This window comes from Bradyrhizobium sp. HKCCYLS1011 (assembly GCF_051167795.1).
Classification (GTDB): domain Bacteria; phylum Pseudomonadota; class Alphaproteobacteria; order Rhizobiales; family Xanthobacteraceae; genus Bradyrhizobium.
The window spans coordinates 47,840-67,389 of record NZ_JBNPTT010000009.1; the positions used below are offsets into that span (position 1 = coordinate 47,840).

Sequence of the window (19,550 nt, forward strand, 5' to 3'; positions counted from 1 at the left end):
CGTGTGTACCATCCAAGACGGAGGACATGATGAAAGCTGCCGTATTAAGAGCGTTTGGCTCGCCGCTCGCGATCGAAACCGTTCCCGATCCCGTGCTGGGCACAGGCGAGATCGTGGTCGACGTCGTGGCGACCGGCGTATTGTCCTACGCCAATGAGGTCTTTAGCGGTGAACGCAACTATCAGCTCGAACTGCCGGTGGTTCCAGGTCCCGGATGCATCGGCCGTGTGAGCGCGGTCGGCCCCGACGCAACGCATCTGAAGATCGGCGACTGGGTATTCTGCGATCCGACCATTCGTTCCCGCGACAACGCCATCGCGCCCGACATCACGCTGCAGGGCTGGAGCGCCCGCGGTCCAGGCGCATTGAAGCTGCAGCGTCATTTCGGCGACGGCGCCTTCGCGGAAAAGGTGCTGGTGCCCACTGAGAACGCCAAACCCATCGGCGAGATCAGCGAGAGTGACGCCGCGCGTTGGTGCGCAATCAACACCCTGCTCGTGCCCTATGGCGGCTTTCTCGCCGCCAATCTGCAAGCAGGCGAAACCGTGCTGGTGAGCGGCGCCACCGGCAATTTCGGCAGCGCAGCCGTAGCCGTCGCGCTCGCCATGGGCGCCGCCTGTGTCGTTGCGCCCGGTCGCAATGAGGCCGTCCTCGCGGACCTGGAGAGCCGTTTCGGCGACCGCGTGCGTACCGTCAGGCTCTCAGGCCATGAGGATGACGATCGCGAGCGGATGAAGCGTGTGGCGCCCGGACCGATCGATTGCGTGCTCGACATCATGCCGCCGTCAGTGGCGACGAGCGTCGTGCGGGCGGCAATCATGACCGTGCGCCCATACGGCCGCGCCGTGCTGATGGGCGGCGTCGGCATGCTCGGTGGCGCCGGGCTCGACCTGCCCTATCCGTGGATCATGCGCAATTGCGTCACCATCCATGGCGTCTGGATGTATCCGCCGGATGCGACCATCAAGCTGGTGGGATTGGTCCGTGGCGGTCTGCTGCGTCTCGACCATTCGGACGTGACGACGTTCGATCTCGCGCACGCCAACGAAGCCGTCGCGCATGCCGCGGCACATGCGGGTCCGTTCAGGATGACTGTGATCAAGCCGTAGCAATTAGTCCAGTTCGACCACCTTGCCGCCGACGATCGAGACGCGGCGGTCCATGCGGCCGGCGAGCTCCATGTTGTGGGTCGCGATCAGCATCGCGACCCGCGTCGCCTTGATCAGCTGCATCAGGGCGTGAAACACGTGGTCGGCGGTGGCGGGATCAAGATTGCCGGTGGGCTCGTCCGCCAGCAAGGCCCGCGGGGCGTTTGCGACCGCGCGTGCAATCGCCACGCGCTGCTGCTCGCCGCCGGACAGCTCAGCCGGACGATGCTTGATGCGTTCGCCGAGCCCGAGATAGGCCAAAATCTCGGTGGCGCGCTTCACGGTCTCCGTCCGCTTCAGGCCGCGGATCATCTGCGGCAGCATCACGTTCTCAAGCGCCGTGAATTCCGGCAGCAGCCGGTGCGACTGATAGACGAAGCCGATATCGGTGCGCCGAAGCTGGGTGCGCTCGATGTCGGTCAATTGCGAGGTCGGCGCGCCCGCAACGTAGACCTCGCCCTGGTCCGGGCTCTCCAGCAGTCCCGCGATATGGAGCAGCGTCGACTTGCCCGAGCCTGACGGCGCAACCAGCGCGACCGATTGTCCGGCCCACAGCGCGAGCTTGGCGCCGTCCAGAATGGTCAGCGGCACCTCTCCCTGCATGTACTGGCGCTTGATCTCGTGCAGATAGATGACCGGGACATCCTGCGCCCCCTCTTCAGCCATCGACGCCTCACTCGTAGCGGAGCGCATCGACCGGATCTAACCGTGCGGCGCGCCAGGATGGATAGAGGGTGGCCAGAAACGACAAGGTCAACGCCATGATCACGACGGCTGCGGTCTCGCCGAAATCCACCTCGGCCGGCAGTTTGGAAAGGAAGTAGAGCGTCGGATCGAACAGTTCGGTGGCCGTGAGCCACGACAGGAACTGCCGGATCGCCTCGATATTCGCGCAGATCAGAAGTCCCACCATGAACCCGGTCAGGGTCCCGACCACGCCGATCGAGGCGCCGGTGATCAGGAAGATCCGCATGATCGAGCCTTGCGAGGCCCCCATGGTGCGCAGAATGGCGATATCCTGGCCCTTGTCCTTCACCAGCATGATCAGGCCGGAGACGATGTTCAGCGCGGCGACCAGCACGATCAAAGTGAGGATCAGGAACATCACGTTGCGCTCGACCTGAAGCGCGTTGAAGAAGGTCGAATTGCGCTGCCGCCAATCGACCAGGAACACCGGCCGCCCTGCAGCCTCGGTCACGGTCTTGCGAAACGCCTCGATGCGATCGGGATTGCTGGTGAAGACCTCGATCGCCGTCACGTCGTTGTTGCGGTTGAAATAGGCCTGCGCCTCGGTCAGCGGCATGAAGACGAAACCGGAATCGTATTCCGACATGCCGATTTCGAACACGGCTGCGATCCGGTAGGGCTTGATGCGCGGCGTGGTGCCCATCGGGGTCACCGCGCCCTTCGGCGACACCAGCGTGATCATGTCGCCGGCGTGCAGCGAGAGCTGGTCAGCCAGACGCCGGCCGATCGCGACGCCCTGGCCCTCATCGAAATTTTCCAGCGAGCCCTGCTTGATGTTCTTGGCGATTGAAGGGAGGTTGGCGAGGTCCTGGGCTCGGATGCCGCGGATGAACACGCCCGCCGCGTTGAACGGCGATGAGCCGAGGCCCTGCCCGTCGACCACAGGCACCGCGAGGCGGATGCCCTGAACCTGGCTGATGCGCTCGGACACGTCCTTCCAATCGGTGAGCGGCGATTCAAGCGGCTGCACCAGCAGGTGGCCGTTGAGACCGAGGATCTTGTCCAGCAGTTCCTTGCGGAAGCCGTTCATGACCGCCATCACGATGATCAGCGTGGCGACCCCCAGCATGATGCCGAGGAACGAGAAGCCCGCGATCACCGAGATGAAGCCTTCGCGCCGCCGCGCGCGCAAATACCGCCCCGACAGCATCCATTCGAATGGCGCAAAGGGTGGTGTCTGCGAGAGTTCGGTCATGGTGGCATCCATTGCTCGATAATCCCATGATTCGGGCCAATTGTGGCTGGATTGGCCGGATTGTCGGAGCTCGCTGGTGGATATCCCCCTCGAAGCGGGGAGATCAGCCGGTCAGCCGCGCCACAACGTCAGCCGGCGACATCATCTCGCGCGCGCCGTCAGCGCGCGTCTTGACCTCCACCTTGCCCTCGGCAAGGCTCTTCGGCCCAACCATGATCTGCCAGGGAATGCCGATCAGATCGGCGGTCGCGAATTTGGCGCCGGCGCGCTGCTCGGTGTCGTCATAGAGCACGTCGACGCCCTTGGCCTGGAGCTCCCGATAGAGCTGCTCGCAAGCCGCATCGGTGTCGCTGCCGCCCTGCTTGAGATTCATGATCACAGCCCGGAACGGCGCCACCGCCTCCGGCCATTTGATGCCGGCCTCGTCGTGGCAGGCCTCGATGATCGCACCCGCGAGGCGCGACACGCCGACACCATAGGAACCGCCATGGATCGGCACCTCGGCGCCGTCGGGCCCGGCCACCAGCGCCTGCATCGCCTGCGAATACTTGGTGCCGAAATAGAAGATCTGGCCGACCTCGATGCCGCGGGTGTGGACGCGGCGCTCCTCCGGCACCTCGTTTTCGAAGCGCGCGGCGTCGTGCACGTCCTCGGTGGCGGCATAGAGCGAGGTCCACTGCTTGATGATCGGCGTCAGATCGCCGTCATAATCGACGTCCGCCGGCGGGATCGGCAGGTCGAGCACGTTGCGGTCGCAATAGACGCCGGACTCGCCGGTCTCGGCGAGCACGATGAATTCATGGCTGAGGTCGCCGCCGATCGGCCCGGTCTCGGCACGCATCGGAATGCCCTTCAGTCCCATCCGCGCGAACGTGCGCAAATAGGCCACGAACATCTTGTTGTAGGCGCGCCGCGCGCCGGCCTCGTCGAGATCGAAGGAATAGGCATCCTTCATCAGGAATTCGCGGCCGCGCATCACGCCGAAGCGCGGACGCTGCTCGTCGCGGAATTTCCATTGAATGTGATAGAGATTGAGCGGCAGGCTCCGGTAAGACTTCACGTAAGCGCGGAAGATCTCGGTGATCATTTCCTCGTTGGTCGGCCCGTACAGGAGCTCGCGCTTGTGGCGGTCGCTGATGCGCAGCATCTCCGGACCGTAGGCATCGTAACGCCCGCTCTCGCGCCAGAGATCGGCGAGCTGTAGCGTCGGCATCAACAGTTCCAGCGCGCCGGCGCGGTTCTGTTCCTCGCGCACGATCTGCTCGATCTTCTTCAAGACCTTGAAGCCGAGCGGCAGCCAGGCATAGATGCCGGCCGCCTCCTGCCGCAGCATGCCGGCCCGCAGCATCAGCCGGTGCGAGACGATTTCCGCTTCCTTCGGATTCTCTTTCAGGATGGGCAGGAAGAACCGCGTCAAACGCATGAGATGAAGCCTTGAAGATTCGCTTTTGGCCCGGGCAGTCAAACCGGATCACGCGGCAAAACACAAGGCCACACTCAAGAAAAAGCAGCTAAACTGCCGGATTTTCAATCATTTTACCGGTTTGGCTGAGACGGAGGTTCAATTCAGGACTGGCAATGCCGCACCCCGGGCACGGATCAATGGTGCGCACCCGCTGCCAATTGCTCGGCAGACCACTTGTCCAGCTCGGCAAGATCGGCCGAGCCCTCAATTGTGGAGATCGCGCCATCGCGGCCGATCAGCATGGTGCGCGGAATGTCGCCCTGCCATGACGGATCGATCTCGAAGCGCAAACGTTCGGCATAGCCGTCGTTGAAGATGAAGTTCTCGGCCGCAGACAGGCCCGCTCTGTCGAGCGTGGCTTGCGTTGCGGCCGGCAGGTCCGGAACAAGATCGGCGCTGACGGTCACCACGTCGATGCGGGGATGCGCCTTCATGAACTCGCCGAGTTGCGGCAGCTCCACCTTGCACGGCCCGCAGGTGACGCCCCAGAAATGCACCAGCGTGGGACGTCCTGCATGCGCGCGCAACACCTCGCGCCAGCTGCCGCGCTCGAACGGCTTCAACGGCGAGGTTGCGGCGAAGATGGCGGACAGGCCGAGCATCAACCCGGCCAGCGCGACGATGCCGAGATGGACGCGTCTCACGATTGATCTCCGATAAGCTGGAATCGATAGCCGTCCGCCTTGGTCATCCAGGACAGATAGATGTGCTCGCCGTCCGCGACGAGCAGCGGATGATCCGACGCGTCCTTGGTGCTGGCGACGGCGCTCGGCTTCGACCACGTGTCGCCGTCGTCGCGAGATTGCATGACCATGACGGTCGTGGTCTCGCCATCAAACTCCTTCCACGCCAGCGTGGCTACGGCCTTGGTCGACAGGACATAAGGCCGCGTCGGATTTCTTTCCGCCTGTCCGATCGGGATCGGCGCGGAGAAGGTGTGGCCGCCATCGCGTGAGTGGGCGTAGAACAATCCCTTGCGCGTCTTGCCGTTGGTGTACCAGGCGACGTGATAGGCGCCAGTCGGCGAGACCGCGAGGCTCGGTCCGTGATGCGGACAGGCCTTGATCTGCCAGTCATCCTCGCTGACGCGGTAGACTTCCCCGGGCGTCGCAAGATCGTTGAAGGTCACGATGGCATGATCGCGCACGCCGCCATCGAAGATGTTGCGGAACACCACCACCGGCCGGCCCGGGCCGGCAAAGGCGAGGCCGAGCCGGCAGCATTCGCAGGTGTTGTCCTGAGCGAGCTTGGCCTCGGTGTAGCTCGCGCCGCCATCGCGCGATGACGCGAAGAACAGCCCTGCCCCGTCATAGGCCTTGCCCGCCTCCTTGGCGGGGACGCGGTTGCGCTTGTCGAGCCAGGCTGCAAACAACGTCCCGTCCTCATCGAGCGCCAGTGCCTGGAAACGCTGGCTCTCGGTGTTGGCGGTGATCGGCTTCACCGGCGCGAACGTCTTACCGCCATCATCGGAGCGCGTGTAAAGCACCTCGCCGTTGAAGGCCTGATCGCGGAAGGTCGCGAACGCCACCGCAATGCCGCCCTTGCGGTCGACCACGACCGCCGGACGAGCATCCGGTCCCCAGTCGAGATTGAGCTTTTGCGTCGTCACTGGCACCGGCTGCGAGAACGTCCGGCCGGCATCTTGAGAGTTCGCGACCGAGACAAGCCCGCCCGCCATCCAGGTCAGCCATAGCGTCCCATCGGCGGCGAAAAACGGCGTCACCTTGGTCGCGCATCTCAACTCCGTCCCCTCGCAGGCCGCCTCAGAAGCATGCTGGTGGCTCATCTGCGCCTCGGCGGGCGATTGCAGCGCGGCTGCGAAGGCAACCGCGAGACCGGCGCCGACAATCGATCGGATCATTGCAAGCGTCCTCATTTGAATGCCACCTTCATGCCGGCCACGAAGGCGCGGGGCGAGCCCGCGTAAATCGAGTTGGTCGTATTGGCGAGAACGCTCGCCGGGTTCTGCACCCCGGCTCCGGTCACGGAATCCGAGATGTTGTTCGCCGAAGCGACATAGGTATGGTCGAACAGGTTCCTGACCTCAAAGAACAGGTTGAGCGTCTTGAACGTGTCGGAGGGCAGCTCGGTCTTGTAGTGAATATTGAGATTGACCAGTTCGTAACCCGGTGCCTTCAGCAAATTCGCATTGTCCATGTAGAAGGCGTCTTTCCACTGCACCTCGACGAAGGCGCCAAGCCCCGCAAACCGGCCCGTCTCCTGGTCATAACCGAGCAGTGCGGTCAGCTCGTTCGGCGAGATGCCGGGGATCTTGTTGCCGATGCGGTTGAAGCTGAACACGGTCGCGCCGCTCGCGAGGTTCTCCGTATATTCCGTGTAGATCTCGTCAAGGTAGGTATAGGCTGCCGTGAACTGCCAGCCGGGAGAGAACTTCCAGTCGGCAGCGAGCTCGAAGCCGCGATGCTCCGACCGAGGTGCGTTGAATGAGTAGGTCACGCCAGAGATGGCGGTTGCCTGATTGACGATCTCGTTGCGGAAGAACTCGTAGAATCCGGTGGCACTGAGCGTCAGCGTGCGGTTCGGCGTCCAGTCGACGCCGAGATCGTAGCCGAGATTGGTCTGTGCATTCAGACCCGTGTTGTTGCCGGAGGCGCCGTTCGGCAGCACGAACAAATTGGAGACCTGCGGCGTTCCGTAGCCGGTCGCGACGCGGGCGCGCAGCAGCCAGTCGCTGTCGACCTTGTAGAGCAGCGAAAGCTCCGGCGCGGTGTTCTGGAAGGCGCGGTCTGCCGAGGTCAGCGCCGTGCTCGCGACACCGGCCAGGCCCGAATAGGTGTAGGCGGTATTCGTCCCTCTGAGATGCGTGGTCTCCCAACCCACCCCAGCAACGGCGGTCAACGCCGATGTCAGCTTGAGTTCTTCACGGGCGCGCAGACCGTAGTTCATGGTGACGCTGAACAGGTTGCTCGAGAGACGGCCGAGCGTCGCATTCCCGCCGGGCATCACGTTGCGGGTATCGCCGGATGAGACCAGCGTATTGTAGAAGGCCCCGAAAAACGAGGTTGATTCCAGGCCGAAGATCTCACCGCGCTTGGTGATGTCGCTCATGTAGTTGTAGGACGGATAGTCCCCGATCGCACTGGTCGATCCAGTCGGCTGACTGATGTTGCGATCGTCGAACACGAACTGATTGCGCCAGGTCATCGTGTTGTCAAAATCGTGCTCCCAACGGCCACCGACGATGGTGCGGCGATCGTTACGGCCAAGCCCGGCCTGGAGCGCCGTCTCCGTATCGGTGCCGCCAGCCGCGTTGAACCCGTTGTTGAACAGCTTGACGGTGCCGCAGCCCGCGGCCAGCGACGTCCCGTTGGTGCAGCCCAGCTGGTACGGATTCTGATAATACTGGTTCAACGACGAGCGGATCGGCAGCCGGGCGGCCAGATCATTGTTGATGATCTTGACCGTGAAACGATCGTCCGGCGTGGCGCGATAGGTCCCCAGGAAATTGACAGTCTGGGTGTTGAACCAGCCGTTGCCGAGAAAGCCGTCGCCTCGCGCGTCGCTGGCAAACAGCGAGGCTTCGAAATTGCCGACCTTCTTCCCTGCGGTGAGATAGTTGCTGAGATAGCCGAAGCTGCCGCCCTCGCTGCCGATCTCGACGCCGTCGATGGTCCCGCCCGGACGGGTGCGGAAATTGATCGCGCCGCCGGTAGCGTAGTTGCCATACAGCGCCGAGGACGGCCCTCGGATCACGTCGACTGCGCCATAGGCATGCGGGTCGATCAGATCGGTCCGCGACAGGCCGTCGGGCTGCGTGACGGGAAAGCCGTCATCGAACACGACGATGTTGCGGATTGCGAAGCCGTTACGCGCATTCGATCCGCGGATCGAGATACCAAAGTCGCGCGGGCCGTTGCCCTGCTTCAGTGAAATGCCGGGACTATCCCGCAGGATGTCGTTCACCGAGAACACCGGCCTGTCCTCGAACCGGCTTCGGTCGATCGTGGTCGCAGTCTGGCCAGTCGGGGCCTGATCGATCCTGGCCCGCGCCTCGCCCGCAGTCCCCCGCCCCGTCTCGGGTTGGGCCTGCGCAGGGCCGGAACCAGCGGCGAGTTGGGCCGCCGTGGAGCGACGCGCAACAGCCGGCTGCGCGGGCAGGCTTTGCTTGCGGACGGCACGGTGCGCCGTTGTGCGCGGCGCGTCGATCGTGACTGCCGGCAGTTCCTTGCTGTCCTCTGCGAACACTGCGGCCGGTTGCATCAGCACGAGCTCGACAGCAATCACGCTCGTCCCCGCGAGCGCATGACGACCAAACATGGTTGAATCTTCCCATTGCCGGCACGACGGCCGGTCTTCCTGAGATCAATGATTGACGAGATTGACGGCGCGGGCTGAGCCCGCACCGCCGACAACGATCAGATCAGGAAGGGGATGGGAGGTCCGCGCGCCTGGGCAATCGAGTTGGGCTTGCCATAGACAAGGCCGAGATCAGCCTCGCACCACGTAACCGGCGTCGTCTGGAGTCGTGGGGCAGCGGCAGCAGCCGCTGCAGGAACATCAAGCGCGCCGCCCGCATGCAGCACGCAGCACAGCAGACAATCGAGGTTGCAGGCATCGCGATCGCTGCCATGATCGGGCGCGGGCGATCCAGCATCGGTATGGCAGATCTCCGCGCGCCCAAGCGGATCGGCCATCGCAGCCGCCGCCATCCAGGACGCGCCAACGGGCGCGAGGACCTGCAGCAGCAGTGCAAGCAGCGCGATCGGCAGCAAACGCTCCATGGATGAGCGCAACGCGACGACACCACCTGCACGTCGACGGCGGCTGCCACAGGCAGCATCCAGCGCACGGGTGGTGACGTGGCATTTCATGGAGTCCTCCGCTCTCCGGAAGAGAACGGCCGAGCTACATCTTCATTCCCGAATGGTCCGGCATTTTCTTCATGTTCATCATGCTGCCGCCCTCGCCACCGGGCCCCTTCGCTCCAACGGCCTGAACATCGAGCGTGACCGCGACCTTGCCGGCCTTCTCGAACTCAAGTGTCAGCGGCAGCTTGTCGCCCTGCTTCAAGGGACTCTTGAGCTCCATCATCATCAGGTGATAGCCGCCCGGCGCGAGCGTCACCGTCTTGCCGGGCTCGATCGCAAGCCCCTGCTCCAGCGGACGCATCGTCATGACGCCGTTGGTGACCGCCATCTCGTGGATTTCGATCTTGCCGGCGATGTCACCGGACACTGCGACCAGCCGGTCCGGAGCGCTGCCCTTGTTCTCAATGGTGAGATAACCGCCTCCGACCTTGGCGCCGCCGGGCGTCGCCCGGCTCCAGGCCTGGCTGATCACGAGATCGCCGGCCTTGATGTCATCGGCGCGCGCGGTTGCGCTCAAGAGCAGCAGCACGCCGCACACAGCGGCGCCGAGCGAGCGGATCGTCAGAGTGAGAGGTTGCATGTCCAAATCCTTTCTTCGGTTCTCATGCAGTCAGATCATGAAATGAGCGGCCGGATGCAGGGTGCCGAGCGCCCCAACCAGCCCAAAAACGACAAGCGCAAGCATCAGCTCTGCGGCTGCGGTGCGCCTCAGCATCGCCGTGGCGCGCTCCGCCGCGGCCGTTGCGAGATGCGGCGTCAGCCAGATTCGATTGATCGCCGCCAACAGCAGCATCGCCGTAAACACGACGATCTTGACCGTGAGCAGCCGTCCGTACGCCGTGACAGCCATCGCCTGGATCGAGCCGACCAGAAGCCAGGTCTGGATCGCGCCCGACACGATCAAGACAGCGACGGCGATGATGCCGAGGGTCGAGAAGCGCCGCACCACCATGGTCTGCAGCGTCGCCGCACCCGATAGCTGTCGCGGCGCGGCCAGCAGCAGCACCAGCGCGAGCAAGCCACCGCTCCAGGCCGAGGCGGCCCAGAGGTGGAGGACATCGGCAGCAAGATGCAGGATGCCCGCATTGCCCGCGGTCGAACCGGCGTGCCCGGTCCAGGCAATGGCTCCGACAAGGCCGAGCGCGGCGGCAAGGCCGAGCCAGCGCAGCAATGCTGTGCGCTCCTGGACCAGAGAGGCGGCCAGTACGACGACGCAGATCGAACGCAGCTGCATGACGCTCCCGAACTGAGTAGCAGTCAGCACCGTCGACAACGTCTCCGGCGTAATCGCCTCATCGACCGAAAGCCCGCTCATCGATGCGGCCTCCAGCACCAGCCAGACCAGACCGCTCACGATTGCTGCCGCAAGCCCAAGCCAGACAATGATGCGGAGCTTTCGGTCGATCGGCATTGCCCGCGGCGTCGATCGCAACGCCGGCGCAAAAATCGCGGTGCGAAAGATCATGACGCCCGCCACGATCGCGCTCGCGGCAAAATGCGTCGCGCGCGCTGCGACCAAGGGACCATCAATCTCGACGCCAAACCAACTCATCGCGGCTTGCGCCTTCATTCCCCGACCTGGAAGGTGAAGTTGCCCTCGGTCGTATGGGTGTCGACCGACAACACATGCCAGTTGACGTGATAGAGACCGGCACCACCGCCGCGCAGCGACACCGACATCTGCTCCCCACTGACCCGGGTCTTGCCGCTGTCGACGCGCGCTCCGGCCGCATTGGTGACGGTGATCCTGCTGAAGGCGGGCTCGAGCTTCTGCGTAAACCACAAGGTCACCTCGCGTGGCGGCGTCGCGACCTTGTTGCCGACACGTGGTTCGGCATGGTCAAGCTCGGCATGCGCATCGGCCTTGCCGACGGTGGACAGCAGCGGGAGCATGGCGAGGACAAGCAATGAAGGACGGCGCATGATCAGTTCCCCCGTGCCGGGTTTGCGGGCGCCGTGATGTTGCCGAACAGCGGCCTGCCGATGCCGCGCGGATCGATATCGTCGAGATAGAAATGCAGTTGGGCGATCACGCCGACATTGCTGCCACTCTGCCGGTTGATCGGAATCAGGGCCTCCACACCGATCTGATACTGGTTGCCGACCCAGATCACGCCGGGATTGATGGTCCCGGTCGTCCGGGTTCCCGATGTCAGGGTATTCGCAACCGGCGTCTGCAGATTGGCCTCGATCAGGGGAACCATCCGGTTGACGAATTCCGGCAGCCCGAGATCGATCACCGAGGCCTTCAGGTAGGGCATGCTGTACTGGATCGTCGCGCCCCAGTTCAGGACCTTCGGATGGAATTCGGTATCGGCCGTGAGCGCGCCGCTGTCAGGATCGATGCCGAAGGTGGTCGTCGAGGTGCGGCCGGGAATGGCATAGCCGATCTGTCCGGTGACCGCGATCGGACGCAGCCATGACACCGTGTCCGGCAGATCGCCAAGGCCTTTGCCGAAATAGAGCGTCGGCGTGTAGGTGTTGAACGGATCGGCGCCGACATTGGCCGCACCGGTCCCGCCCCACTCGACGCTGAGCCCGACCGACACCACGAATTCATGCGCCGGGTCCTTGAACAGCCGGTACTTGAACGTGGTCTCCAGGTTCTGGAACCCGTTGGCGCCGGCGACGGTGGGGTCGGTCGGATTGAGAAATGTGTAGGTCGCGCCGAGCGCGATCGCGAAATCCTCGGTGATGCGCTTCGAGATCTCGCCGGAGACATTGTGCTGGCGGACCGGCGGAACGTCGCCGGTCTTGAAGCTGTCAACGGTCGGAACTGACAGTTCGTCGTTGACGCCGGGGTCGTCGATGCCGAGCGTCGCCGGAAAAAAGCGATTGCCGACGATTTCGTGCGCAAGGCTCGGCGCAAATGGCACGAGCGCGATCACGAGCCCGGACAGGCCCGTACGCCACTGGCTGATGAACATGATGATCTCCGCGGATCCATCCAACGTGAAAAGACGATTGCGGCCGCAAGCCGCCACGCTTCACGCTGACACAGGCGGGGCGCGGGCCTTCGCATTCGAGCCGGTGCGCGACGCCGCAAGCACGAATGCGCTATCACGCCAGGCGACGCGACGGGCTTCGAGAATGGGAGCGGCGAAGACGACGGGCTGCGGCGTATCCAGTGCCGCGCCGGCCTGCGCGGCGCAGCACAAGGCGCAGGCGTCATGGACGTGCTGTCCGCTCTGATCGTCGCTCGCGGGGGCGCCGCTTGAGTCGCTGTGGCAGATCTCGATCCCGCGCAGCGGGTCGGACGCAGCAAGCGCAGCCGTCCAGGTCGCGCCGATCGGTGCCAGGATCTGCACCACCAGCGCGATCAGCAGGAGCGGAAAAAATCCGTGCAGCCGCTGCCGCATCTAAAGTCCACCAAATCAACACGCTTTCGTACGCCTGCAGCCACAGCAAGTCGAGGTCGTGTCTCGCCTCCCCGTTGTTTGCCCTGTGACTGGTGCAGGGCGGCCACGCGAGGAGACGCCCTCTGCCTCAAAATTATTCCCTGCCTGACGCTGGCGATCTCTCCTTACGATACTACCTTTACGTAAGTCGTATGACAGCTGAAACAATCCGCTCCGGGCTAGTTCGCGATCATTTCGTCAAATGCGCGAAATTTGAACAATCGTTGCCGAAAAGGATGACAAACGTCAAAAGATCGTCTACGAATTCGGGCTCAGGCTGACGCTTATGGAAGTCTGGTGGTCCAAGTCTCGGGAGGAGCCCTGGCGCGCAACAAGCAGCGTCACCCCGCCAAATAAGATCAAATCTGAATTTGCGGGATATGAAAGGGTCGACACAATTCCGAGCAGGGCCCGCTGCCCTGCTCTTTTTTTTGAGCAGGTCTTTTGAGCAGCGTTGCGGCTTCAAGCAAGTAAGCTACCGCGCATGAACGCAGGCTGAATGCACGGCCTCCCTGCTGCGACAGCTTGTGCACTCTTCCGCGCCAATACCCAAAATCGCACGCCGTGCGTCGCGGGCGTGCGACTCGCTCGTGCGCGACTCGCCCGCACACAACATCACTCTCGATCACGAATGACCGAGCGGCCTGTGTGCCGTGATCGGGGATGGACGAAGTGAGAGACGTCGTCTGAGCGAAGGTCGCATCACAGCGATCGCCGTCGCGCGACCTGCGTTGCGACAAGTCGCGAACGCACTGCACAACATCCGGCTGTGGCGGGATGCGCAGGGTTGTGAAACACTCTCGCTCTGGCAGCGCGATCAATGACGCTGCTCAGCAACAAGATGACAGGGAGTGAGTGATGTCCGTAACTGCAAAATCCTCCACGACCAGACGCGATCTTCTGCAGGCAGCCGCGGCTGCGGGCTCAGCGGCGGCGTTGTTTGCCGGTTTCGGCATCGATCCGGCTCTGGCCGCGGAAATGGGACGCTCGGAAAAGCCGCTGAAGGCCGCCTTCTCCAATGCCGGCCTGCAGGCCACTTGGTGCGCGCAAGGCAAACAGGCGGCCGAATGGTGGGGCAAGCTGTTCAATGTCGAGGTCACCTGGTTCGATGGCCAGCTCGACGCGGTCAAGCAGCGCGCTGCGATCGACAATATGGCGTCGCAAAAATGGGACTTCGTCGCGATCCAGGCTTTCGGCATCGGAACCCTGACCCAGCCGGTTCAGAAGATGATCGATGCCGGCATTCCCGTGATCGACATGGACACGCTGATCGCGCCGCTGGATCAGATCAACGTGCACTCCTTCCTGGCCCCGGACAACGAGTTCATGGGCGCGTCCGTGACGCAGGCGCTGGTCAATAAGCTGAACGGCAAGGGCAAGATCATCATGACGCAGGGCGCGCTTGGCCATACCGGCGCGCAGGGCCGCGCCAAGGGCTTCGAGTCCGTCGTCAAGCAGTATCCCGGGATCGAGGTGCTCGATACTCAGCCGGCGGACTGGGACGTCTCCAAGACGGCGCGGCTGTGGGAGACCTATCTCACCAAATATCCGCAGATCGACGCGGCGTTTTTCCACAATGACGACATGGCGCTCGCCGCCTACAACATCATGAAGGCGCATAACCGCACCAACATCCTGATCGGTGGCGTCGACGCGATGCCGCCCGCGATCCAGGCCGTCAGCGAGGGCCGGATGTTCGCGACCGTGCGCAATCCGTCCTGCCGCATCCATGGCGGCGCCATCGTGGCCGGCGTTGCGGCGGTCACCGCGGGCGAGAAGAGCGGCCAGGGCATCCCCAAGAGCGTCGTGACCGATGGCCCGGTGGTGACAAAGAACAATGCGGCGGGGATGCAATGGATGGAGGATCACTTCCTGATCTGAGTGAGTGACATCCAATGTCGGACAGCCGCCCGCCCCTGCTCGAATTGCAGGACATCACCAAGTCGTTCGGGGGCGTCACCGCGCTGCGCGGCGTGGATTTCACGCTTCTCCCCGGCGAGATCCATGGTCTCGTCGGCGAGAACGGTGCCGGCAAAAGCACGCTGATGAAGATCATCGCCGGCGTGCACCCGGAATTCTCCGGCCGTTTCCTGCTCGACGGCCGCGACGTGCACTTCCGCTCCGCGCGTGACGCGCGGGCGGCCGGCATTGCCATGGTGCATCAGGAGCTTTCGGTCGCACCGGACCTTACCGTGGCGGAGAACGTGTTCTTCGGCACGCAGCCGACCAACCGCTTTGGCCTCGTGCAATGGCGGCGCATGGCGCGCGATGCCGCCGAACAGCTCAAGAAGCTCGGCATCGATGCCGACCCGATGGCGCGGCTGGGCGACCTGCCGATCGGCGTACAGCAGCTGATCGAGATCGCCCGCGTCCTGTTCTCCGGCGCCCGCATCATCATCCTGGACGAGCCGACCTCGGCACTGTCGCCGCCCGAGGTCGAACGCCTGTTTGCGGCGCTGCGCCGGCTTCGCAGCCAGGGCACCGGCATCATCTTCATCTCGCACTTCATCGAAGACATTCTCTTGATCTCCGACGAGGTCACGGTGTTCCGCAACGGCCGCAAGGTGATGCAGACGAGCGCCGCGGACACCAGCAAGGCGGCCCTGATTGAGGCCATGATCGGCAAAGGGCGCGACGCGCTGGAGGAAACCTACACCCACGACATCACCCTGCCGTCCCCGGCGATGGAGAAGCCGGTCGTGGTCGAGGCCGAGGGCCTGTCTTTGGCGCGCAGCCTCAAGCACGTGTCGTTCGCGGTGCGTGCGGGCGAAGTGCTCGGCGTCTACGGCTTCATGGGATGCGGGCAATTGGAGCTGGCGCGGATTCTGTTCGGCAAGCTGGCGCCCGATGCCGGCGAGCTGCGCGTCACGGGGAATCGCCAGACCTTCCGCAACACGGCGCATGCGCGCCGTGCCGGCATCGCCTTCGTGCCGGAAAGCCGCCGCGACATGCTGTTCCACCAGGAGCCGGTCTACAAGAACGTCTCGGTGAGCATTCTCGACCGCATCAGTGCGGTGCTCCTCAAGCCTGCGCGTGAACGGACGATCGCGCAAGCCCAGGTCGAGCAGCTGCAGATTCGCCCCGCTGACGTCGAAATCGATCTCGGCCTGCTGTCCGGCGGCAACCAGCAGAAGGTCGCGCTGGCGAAATGGCTCAGTCATCCGCCGCGGCTGCTAGTGCTCTGCGAACCCACGCGCGGCATGGATGTCGGCGCCAAGAGCGACGTGATCCAGATCGTCCGTCAGCTGCGCAACCGCGGCATCGCCGTCATCGTGCTCTCGACCGAGCCGGAAACCGTGCTGTCGCTTGCCGACCGCATCATCGTGCTCAAACGCGGCGAAGTCGTACGCGAATTTGCCGGCGAGACCATCAGCAAAGACCGCCTGCTCGAGGCGGCGTGAGGAGAGACCGCGATGGCGAGTGAAGGCGTCCCGATGTCCGAGGCCCCTGTGCGTCATGGCGGCGGCGCCGTCGCGTTGCTGCGCTCGCAGATGCGCAACATCGCACCGTTCCTCACCTTGATCTTCCTCAGCGCCTTTTTTGCCGTTGCAAGCCCATCATTCGCGACGCTCGACAATGTCGGCAACATCCTGACCCAGGTCTCGGTGACCGGCATCATCGCCGTCGGGCTGACCTTCGTGATCCTGTGCGCCGAAATCGACCTCTCGATCGCCAGCATCGCCAACGTGACGGGCATCGCAGTCGCCTATTTCACGATGCAGGAATCTTACGTCAACATCGCCAACCTGCCGCTGCCCGGATGGGCCGCGATCCTGCTCGCGCTTGCGCTGTGCGCGCTGCTCGGTCTGGTGAACGCCTTTGGCCTGACGGTGATCGGCATTCCCTCCTTCATCATGACCCTGGCCATGATGCAGATCGCCGCCGGCATCTCGGCGCTGTTGGTGCGCGGCCAGATCGCCTACAAGGTGCCGGACCTGATCGCGACGCTCGGCTCGAATTCGATCACCGGCGTGCCCTGGATCGTGATCGTGGCCGCCCTGATGCTGCTCGCCGGCCATCTGGTGCTGACCTACACCCGCTTCGGCCGCTACGTGTATATGGTCGGCGGCAATCGCGAGGCGGCCGAATATTCCGGGCTGAACGTCAAGCTGATCCTCGGCAGCGTGATGGTGATCTCGGCCGTCTGCTCTGGGATCGGCGGCATGCTCGGGGTGGCCCATTTCGGCAGCGCGCAGCAGAACGAGTTCGACACCTATCTGCTCGACTCGATTGCCGCCGTCGTGGTCGGCGGCACCAGCCTGTTCGGCGGCCGCGGCGGCATCGGCAACACCATCATCGGCCTGTTCGTGCTCGGCGTCCTCAACAACGGCCTCGACCACGTCAATATCGACAGCTTCCTGAAGATCCTGATCCGCGGCCTGATCCTGCTCGCCGCGCTCGTGATCAACGTCTATGCGCAGCGGCTGCGCGCCAAGGCGGCGGATTGAGGTCGCAGCTCTAGTCTCTGTACGGTGATAAAGCGACTTGTCCGCCGGAGCCCGAAGGGCGAAGGCGGAAGCGTGCCACCGCTCAGCTGCAGAGGCGCATAGACGGTGGGCACGGCGCACCTGCGACCGCGAACGGTGCAACAGCGTTGGACGCGCCTTTGCCCACCCTACGCACTGATCACAACAGCCTCAGAACTCCGGCTGCCAGTCGCGGATGCGGCGCGCGGCGTCCGTCACAGTGCTGATCGTCGGAAATGACCCCGTCTCCACCATCATCATGCGCGCCAGCCGCAGGCTGCGCGCCTCGCAGGTCGCGCGGATCTTCGTATCCTCGATCAGTTCGAAATCGATGTTGTGGGCGAGCCCGAGGATGCGGCGGATGATCTTGGCGGCGGCAAAGCCGATCGTATCCTGAAACAACCTGGCCATATAGGCTTGGCGCTCGATCTCCAGCCGCGCCGCGCCCGCTTGCCCCTCGAACAGCGCGGTCGGATAGGCATCGCCAGCCGCCGCCTCGCGCCACAGCTCTCCGAACTTGCGCGCGAACTCGATCCAGACCTGTTCGACCGTCATCAGCAGCCACGCCTCGAAGGCGGCTCGCGCCCCAGGCTCGCGCTCATGGCCGACAGACGCAAAATAAGCCATCAGCAGATTGGCAATGACCGCGCCGATATCGAAGCCCATCGGACCATAGAAGGCGAATTCTGGATCGATCACCTTGCTCTCGCGCTCGGTCACCATGATGGATCCCGTGTGCAGATCGCCATGGACCAGCGCCTCCGCGCTGCTCAGGAATTTCAGCTTCAACCTGGAGATCGCGACATGAAGATCGAGATCGGCGCGGATGTCGGCTGCGGTCGCGTCTAACCACGGCGAGGTCCAGCGGTTCTGCTCGGCCAGCCGATAGGGATCGGTGAAGATCAGGTCCTCGGTGATCTTGCAGAGCGCGTGATTGCCGGCGAAAGCCGCAATCCCCTCCTTCTTCACAGCGGCCGGCAGCGCCAGGTCGGAGGAGAAGAACAGCGTGCGCGCCAGGAAGGTGGTGATGTGACCGACGAAATCAGGATAGATCGTCCCTGCGACCAGCCCCTTGCGCATGATGATATGCGGCTCCAGCAGCTCCATGGCGGTGAGCGCGAGCGTCTCGTCGTGATGCAGCACTGCCGGCACCAGCCCCGGCGCGAGCCGCGCCTGATGCGTCAGCGCCAGATGTTCGTAATGCGCGCGCGACAGCGGCAGTGGCCAGCTCTCGCCGACCAGCCGCACATAGGGCAGCGCCTGCTTGACAGCGACGCCGCCGGTCGTTCCCCGAACGATGAAGACGAGGTTCAGATTGCCGTCGCCGACTTCGCTGATGGTCCATGATTGCGGTGAGCCGCCGAGCCCGGCCGTGACCGCGGGCACGCCGGCGAGATAATCGCGCAGATCGGCTTCCCTCAAAATGCGATAGCCCGACGACGCCTGCTGCCGCACTTGGACCGCTGTCATGCGCAACCTCCCCTGCTGATCTTGTTTATGAGCCTCTCATAGCAAAAAAGCCGACTCGCGTCCGCGTGTCGGCTCCAGAGGAAAGTGTTGCAGCGCAAACTGGTTTAATACGGCACGCCCATCAGCTTCGACAGCCACTCGATGCTGAGATAGCCGGCGCGGTAGGCGGCCAGGGCGAGCGCGAATATCACGGCCGAGAGCAGCGTCGTCCAAAGCAGCCGGCGTCCCATCAGGCTCACGGTCGGCGCGCCGGGATCGGTGCCGGGCGCGCCGCCGCCCTCCTCATGCTGGCTGCGCACGCCGAACGGCAGGGTCACGAACAGCGTGACCCACCACAGCACGAAGTAGATCGCAAGCCAGGTCGAAATCGTATAAGCCATCGCCCGCCCCGCCTCTCAGGCCTGCTCGATCTCGACCAGCGCACCGGAAAAATCCTTCGGATGCAGAAACAGCACCGGCTTGCCGTGGGCGCCGATCTTGGGCTGGCCGTCGCCGAGCACCCGCGCGCCCTCCTTGATCAAGGTGTCGCGCGAGGCGATGATATCGGACACCTCGTAGCAAACGTGATGGATGCCGCCATCGGCATTGCGCTCGAGGAATTTGGCGATCGGCGAAGCGTCGCCGAGCGGCTGGATGAATTCGATCTTGGTGTTCGGCAAGGTCACGAACACGGTGATGACGCCGTGCTCTGGCAGCGCCACTGGGGAGGAGATGTCCGCGCCGAACGCTGCCCCATAGATCTTCGCGGCCTTCTCGGCGTCCTTGACCGCGATGGCGACATGATTGAGCCGGCCCAGCATTGCTCCCTCCGCTCTTGTATTGGCGCGACCGT

Annotated in this window: 19 protein-coding genes; 4 read left to right on the forward strand and 15 right to left on the reverse strand. The window is 63.9% G+C overall.

What is annotated here, in order from left to right:
• Positions 1–29 precede the first annotated feature (29 nt).
• Entirely contained in the window at positions 30–1,109 is a 1,080-nt protein-coding gene (locus tag ACQR1W_RS27710) for an alcohol dehydrogenase catalytic domain-containing protein (RefSeq protein WP_434853780.1), read from the forward strand.
• Between the two features lie 3 nt (positions 1,110–1,112).
• Here the strand turns inward: ACQR1W_RS27710 and ACQR1W_RS27715 are convergent, their stop codons facing one another.
• From ACQR1W_RS27715 to ACQR1W_RS27770, 12 genes are all read right to left on the reverse strand, one after another.
• The gene (locus ACQR1W_RS27715; RefSeq protein ID WP_008968427.1) at positions 1,113–1,814 is read right to left on the reverse strand and encodes an ABC transporter ATP-binding protein; all 702 of its coding nucleotides are present in this window, start codon (positions 1,812–1,814) and stop codon (positions 1,113–1,115) included.
• A 7-nt stretch (positions 1,815–1,821) separates the two neighbouring features.
• Positions 1,822–3,102: a lipoprotein-releasing ABC transporter permease subunit gene (locus tag ACQR1W_RS27720; RefSeq protein WP_035981161.1), complete on the reverse strand. Its 1,281-nt coding sequence runs from the start codon at positions 3,100–3,102 to the stop codon at positions 1,822–1,824.
• A 91-nt stretch (positions 3,103–3,193) separates the two neighbouring features.
• A complete protein-coding gene (gene proS, locus ACQR1W_RS27725) occupies positions 3,194–4,513 on the reverse strand; it encodes a proline--tRNA ligase (protein ID WP_434853781.1) in 1,320 nt (439 codons plus the stop codon).
• 176 nt (positions 4,514–4,689) lie between these two features.
• Positions 4,690–5,199: a TlpA family protein disulfide reductase gene (locus ACQR1W_RS27730; RefSeq protein WP_434853782.1), complete on the reverse strand. Its 510-nt coding sequence runs from the start codon at positions 5,197–5,199 to the stop codon at positions 4,690–4,692.
• The gene (locus tag ACQR1W_RS27735; protein ID WP_434853783.1) at positions 5,196–6,416 is read right to left on the reverse strand and encodes a sialidase family protein; all 1,221 of its coding nucleotides are present in this window, start codon (positions 6,414–6,416) and stop codon (positions 5,196–5,198) included. Before ACQR1W_RS27735 ends, ACQR1W_RS27730 begins: the two co-directional genes overlap by 4 nt.
• Positions 6,417–6,427: 11 nt before the next feature.
• Entirely contained in the window at positions 6,428–8,833 is a 2,406-nt protein-coding gene (locus tag ACQR1W_RS27740; RefSeq protein WP_434853784.1) for a TonB-dependent receptor family protein, read from the reverse strand.
• Positions 8,834–8,931: 98 nt separating this feature from the next.
• The gene (locus ACQR1W_RS27745) at positions 8,932–9,387 is read right to left on the reverse strand and encodes a DUF2946 family protein (protein ID WP_434853785.1); all 456 of its coding nucleotides are present in this window, start codon (positions 9,385–9,387) and stop codon (positions 8,932–8,934) included.
• A gap of 34 nt (positions 9,388–9,421) precedes the next feature.
• Complete coding sequence (locus tag ACQR1W_RS27750; protein ID WP_434853786.1) at positions 9,422–9,964, reverse strand: copper chaperone PCu(A)C; 543 nt, start codon at positions 9,962–9,964, stop codon at positions 9,422–9,424.
• Positions 9,965–9,994: 30 nt separating this feature from the next.
• On the reverse strand, positions 9,995–10,936 hold the full coding sequence (gene copD, locus ACQR1W_RS27755; protein WP_434853787.1) for a copper homeostasis membrane protein CopD: 942 nt from the start codon (positions 10,934–10,936) through the stop codon (positions 9,995–9,997).
• 14 nt (positions 10,937–10,950) lie between these two features.
• On the reverse strand, positions 10,951–11,307 hold the full coding sequence (locus ACQR1W_RS27760; RefSeq protein ID WP_434853788.1) for a copper resistance CopC family protein: 357 nt from the start codon (positions 11,305–11,307) through the stop codon (positions 10,951–10,953).
• Positions 11,308–11,309: 2 nt separating this feature from the next.
• The gene (locus ACQR1W_RS27765) at positions 11,310–12,311 is read right to left on the reverse strand and encodes a hypothetical protein (protein ID WP_434853789.1); all 1,002 of its coding nucleotides are present in this window, start codon (positions 12,309–12,311) and stop codon (positions 11,310–11,312) included.
• A gap of 60 nt (positions 12,312–12,371) precedes the next feature.
• Positions 12,372–12,743, reverse strand: a complete 372-nt coding sequence (locus ACQR1W_RS27770; RefSeq protein ID WP_434853790.1) for a DUF2946 family protein — start codon at positions 12,741–12,743, stop codon at positions 12,372–12,374.
• An 897-nt stretch (positions 12,744–13,640) separates the two neighbouring features.
• Between ACQR1W_RS27770 and ACQR1W_RS27775 the strand changes: the two genes are divergently transcribed.
• Genes ACQR1W_RS27775 through ACQR1W_RS27785 form a run of 3 tightly spaced genes read left to right on the forward strand, consistent with a single transcriptional unit; the run spans position 13,641 to position 17,230 of the window.
• On the forward strand, positions 13,641–14,663 hold the full coding sequence (locus tag ACQR1W_RS27775) for a sugar ABC transporter substrate-binding protein (RefSeq protein WP_434853791.1): 1,023 nt from the start codon (positions 13,641–13,643) through the stop codon (positions 14,661–14,663).
• A gap of 14 nt (positions 14,664–14,677) precedes the next feature.
• Entirely contained in the window at positions 14,678–16,183 is a 1,506-nt protein-coding gene (locus ACQR1W_RS27780) for a sugar ABC transporter ATP-binding protein (RefSeq protein WP_434853792.1), read from the forward strand.
• Between the two features lie 12 nt (positions 16,184–16,195).
• The gene (locus ACQR1W_RS27785) at positions 16,196–17,230 is read left to right on the forward strand and encodes an ABC transporter permease (protein ID WP_434853793.1); all 1,035 of its coding nucleotides are present in this window, start codon (positions 16,196–16,198) and stop codon (positions 17,228–17,230) included.
• 189 nt (positions 17,231–17,419) lie between these two features.
• Here the strand turns inward: ACQR1W_RS27785 and mtnK are convergent, their stop codons facing one another.
• The 3 genes from mtnK to mce all read right to left on the reverse strand — a co-directional run bounded on the left by mtnK (position 17,420) and on the right by mce (position 19,518).
• Positions 17,420–18,718 carry an S-methyl-5-thioribose kinase gene (gene mtnK, locus ACQR1W_RS27790; RefSeq protein ID WP_434853794.1) on the reverse strand — a complete coding sequence of 433 codons (1,299 nt, stop codon included), beginning with the start codon at positions 18,716–18,718 and terminating at the stop codon, positions 17,420–17,422.
• Between the two features lie 104 nt (positions 18,719–18,822).
• Positions 18,823–19,098 carry a DUF1467 family protein gene (locus ACQR1W_RS27795; protein ID WP_008968443.1) on the reverse strand — a complete coding sequence of 92 codons (276 nt, stop codon included), beginning with the start codon at positions 19,096–19,098 and terminating at the stop codon, positions 18,823–18,825.
• 15 nt (positions 19,099–19,113) lie between these two features.
• A complete protein-coding gene (gene mce, locus ACQR1W_RS27800; protein WP_434853795.1) occupies positions 19,114–19,518 on the reverse strand; it encodes a methylmalonyl-CoA epimerase in 405 nt (134 codons plus the stop codon).
• Positions 19,519–19,550: the final 32 nt, after the last annotated feature.

Excerpts from the sequence above, each read along its gene's own strand:
- ACQR1W_RS27795 (WP_008968443.1), bottom strand. The coding sequence starts at position 19,098 with ATGGCTTATACGATTTCGACCTGGCTTGCGATCTACTTCGTGCTGTGG.
- ACQR1W_RS27750 (WP_434853786.1), bottom strand. The coding sequence starts at position 9,964 with ATGCAACCTCTCACTCTGACGATCCGCTCGCTCGGCGCCGCTGTGTGC.
- ACQR1W_RS27760 (WP_434853788.1), bottom strand. The coding sequence starts at position 11,307 with ATGCGCCGTCCTTCATTGCTTGTCCTCGCCATGCTCCCGCTGCTGTCC.
- ACQR1W_RS27770 (WP_434853790.1), bottom strand. The coding sequence starts at position 12,743 with ATGCGGCAGCGGCTGCACGGATTTTTTCCGCTCCTGCTGATCGCGCTG.
- ACQR1W_RS27740 (WP_434853784.1), bottom strand. The coding sequence starts at position 8,833 with ATGTTTGGTCGTCATGCGCTCGCGGGGACGAGCGTGATTGCTGTCGAG.
- ACQR1W_RS27735 (WP_434853783.1), bottom strand. The coding sequence starts at position 6,416 with ATGATCCGATCGATTGTCGGCGCCGGTCTCGCGGTTGCCTTCGCAGCC.
- mtnK (WP_434853794.1), bottom strand. The coding sequence starts at position 18,718 with ATGACAGCGGTCCAAGTGCGGCAGCAGGCGTCGTCGGGCTATCGCATT.
- ACQR1W_RS27765 (WP_434853789.1), bottom strand. The coding sequence starts at position 12,311 with ATGTTCATCAGCCAGTGGCGTACGGGCCTGTCCGGGCTCGTGATCGCG.
- ACQR1W_RS27720 (WP_035981161.1), bottom strand. The coding sequence starts at position 3,102 with ATGGATGCCACCATGACCGAACTCTCGCAGACACCACCCTTTGCGCCA.
- ACQR1W_RS27745 (WP_434853785.1), bottom strand. The coding sequence starts at position 9,387 with ATGAAATGCCACGTCACCACCCGTGCGCTGGATGCTGCCTGTGGCAGC.
- ACQR1W_RS27785 (WP_434853793.1), top strand. The coding sequence starts at position 16,196 with ATGGCGAGTGAAGGCGTCCCGATGTCCGAGGCCCCTGTGCGTCATGGC.
- proS (WP_434853781.1), bottom strand. The coding sequence starts at position 4,513 with ATGCGTTTGACGCGGTTCTTCCTGCCCATCCTGAAAGAGAATCCGAAG.
- ACQR1W_RS27780 (WP_434853792.1), top strand. The coding sequence starts at position 14,678 with ATGTCGGACAGCCGCCCGCCCCTGCTCGAATTGCAGGACATCACCAAG.
- ACQR1W_RS27775 (WP_434853791.1), top strand. The coding sequence starts at position 13,641 with ATGTCCGTAACTGCAAAATCCTCCACGACCAGACGCGATCTTCTGCAG.
- ACQR1W_RS27710 (WP_434853780.1), top strand. The coding sequence starts at position 30 with ATGAAAGCTGCCGTATTAAGAGCGTTTGGCTCGCCGCTCGCGATCGAA.
- ACQR1W_RS27715 (WP_008968427.1), bottom strand. The coding sequence starts at position 1,814 with ATGGCTGAAGAGGGGGCGCAGGATGTCCCGGTCATCTATCTGCACGAG.
- copD (WP_434853787.1), bottom strand. The coding sequence starts at position 10,936 with ATGAGTTGGTTTGGCGTCGAGATTGATGGTCCCTTGGTCGCAGCGCGC.
- mce (WP_434853795.1), bottom strand. The coding sequence starts at position 19,518 with ATGCTGGGCCGGCTCAATCATGTCGCCATCGCGGTCAAGGACGCCGAG.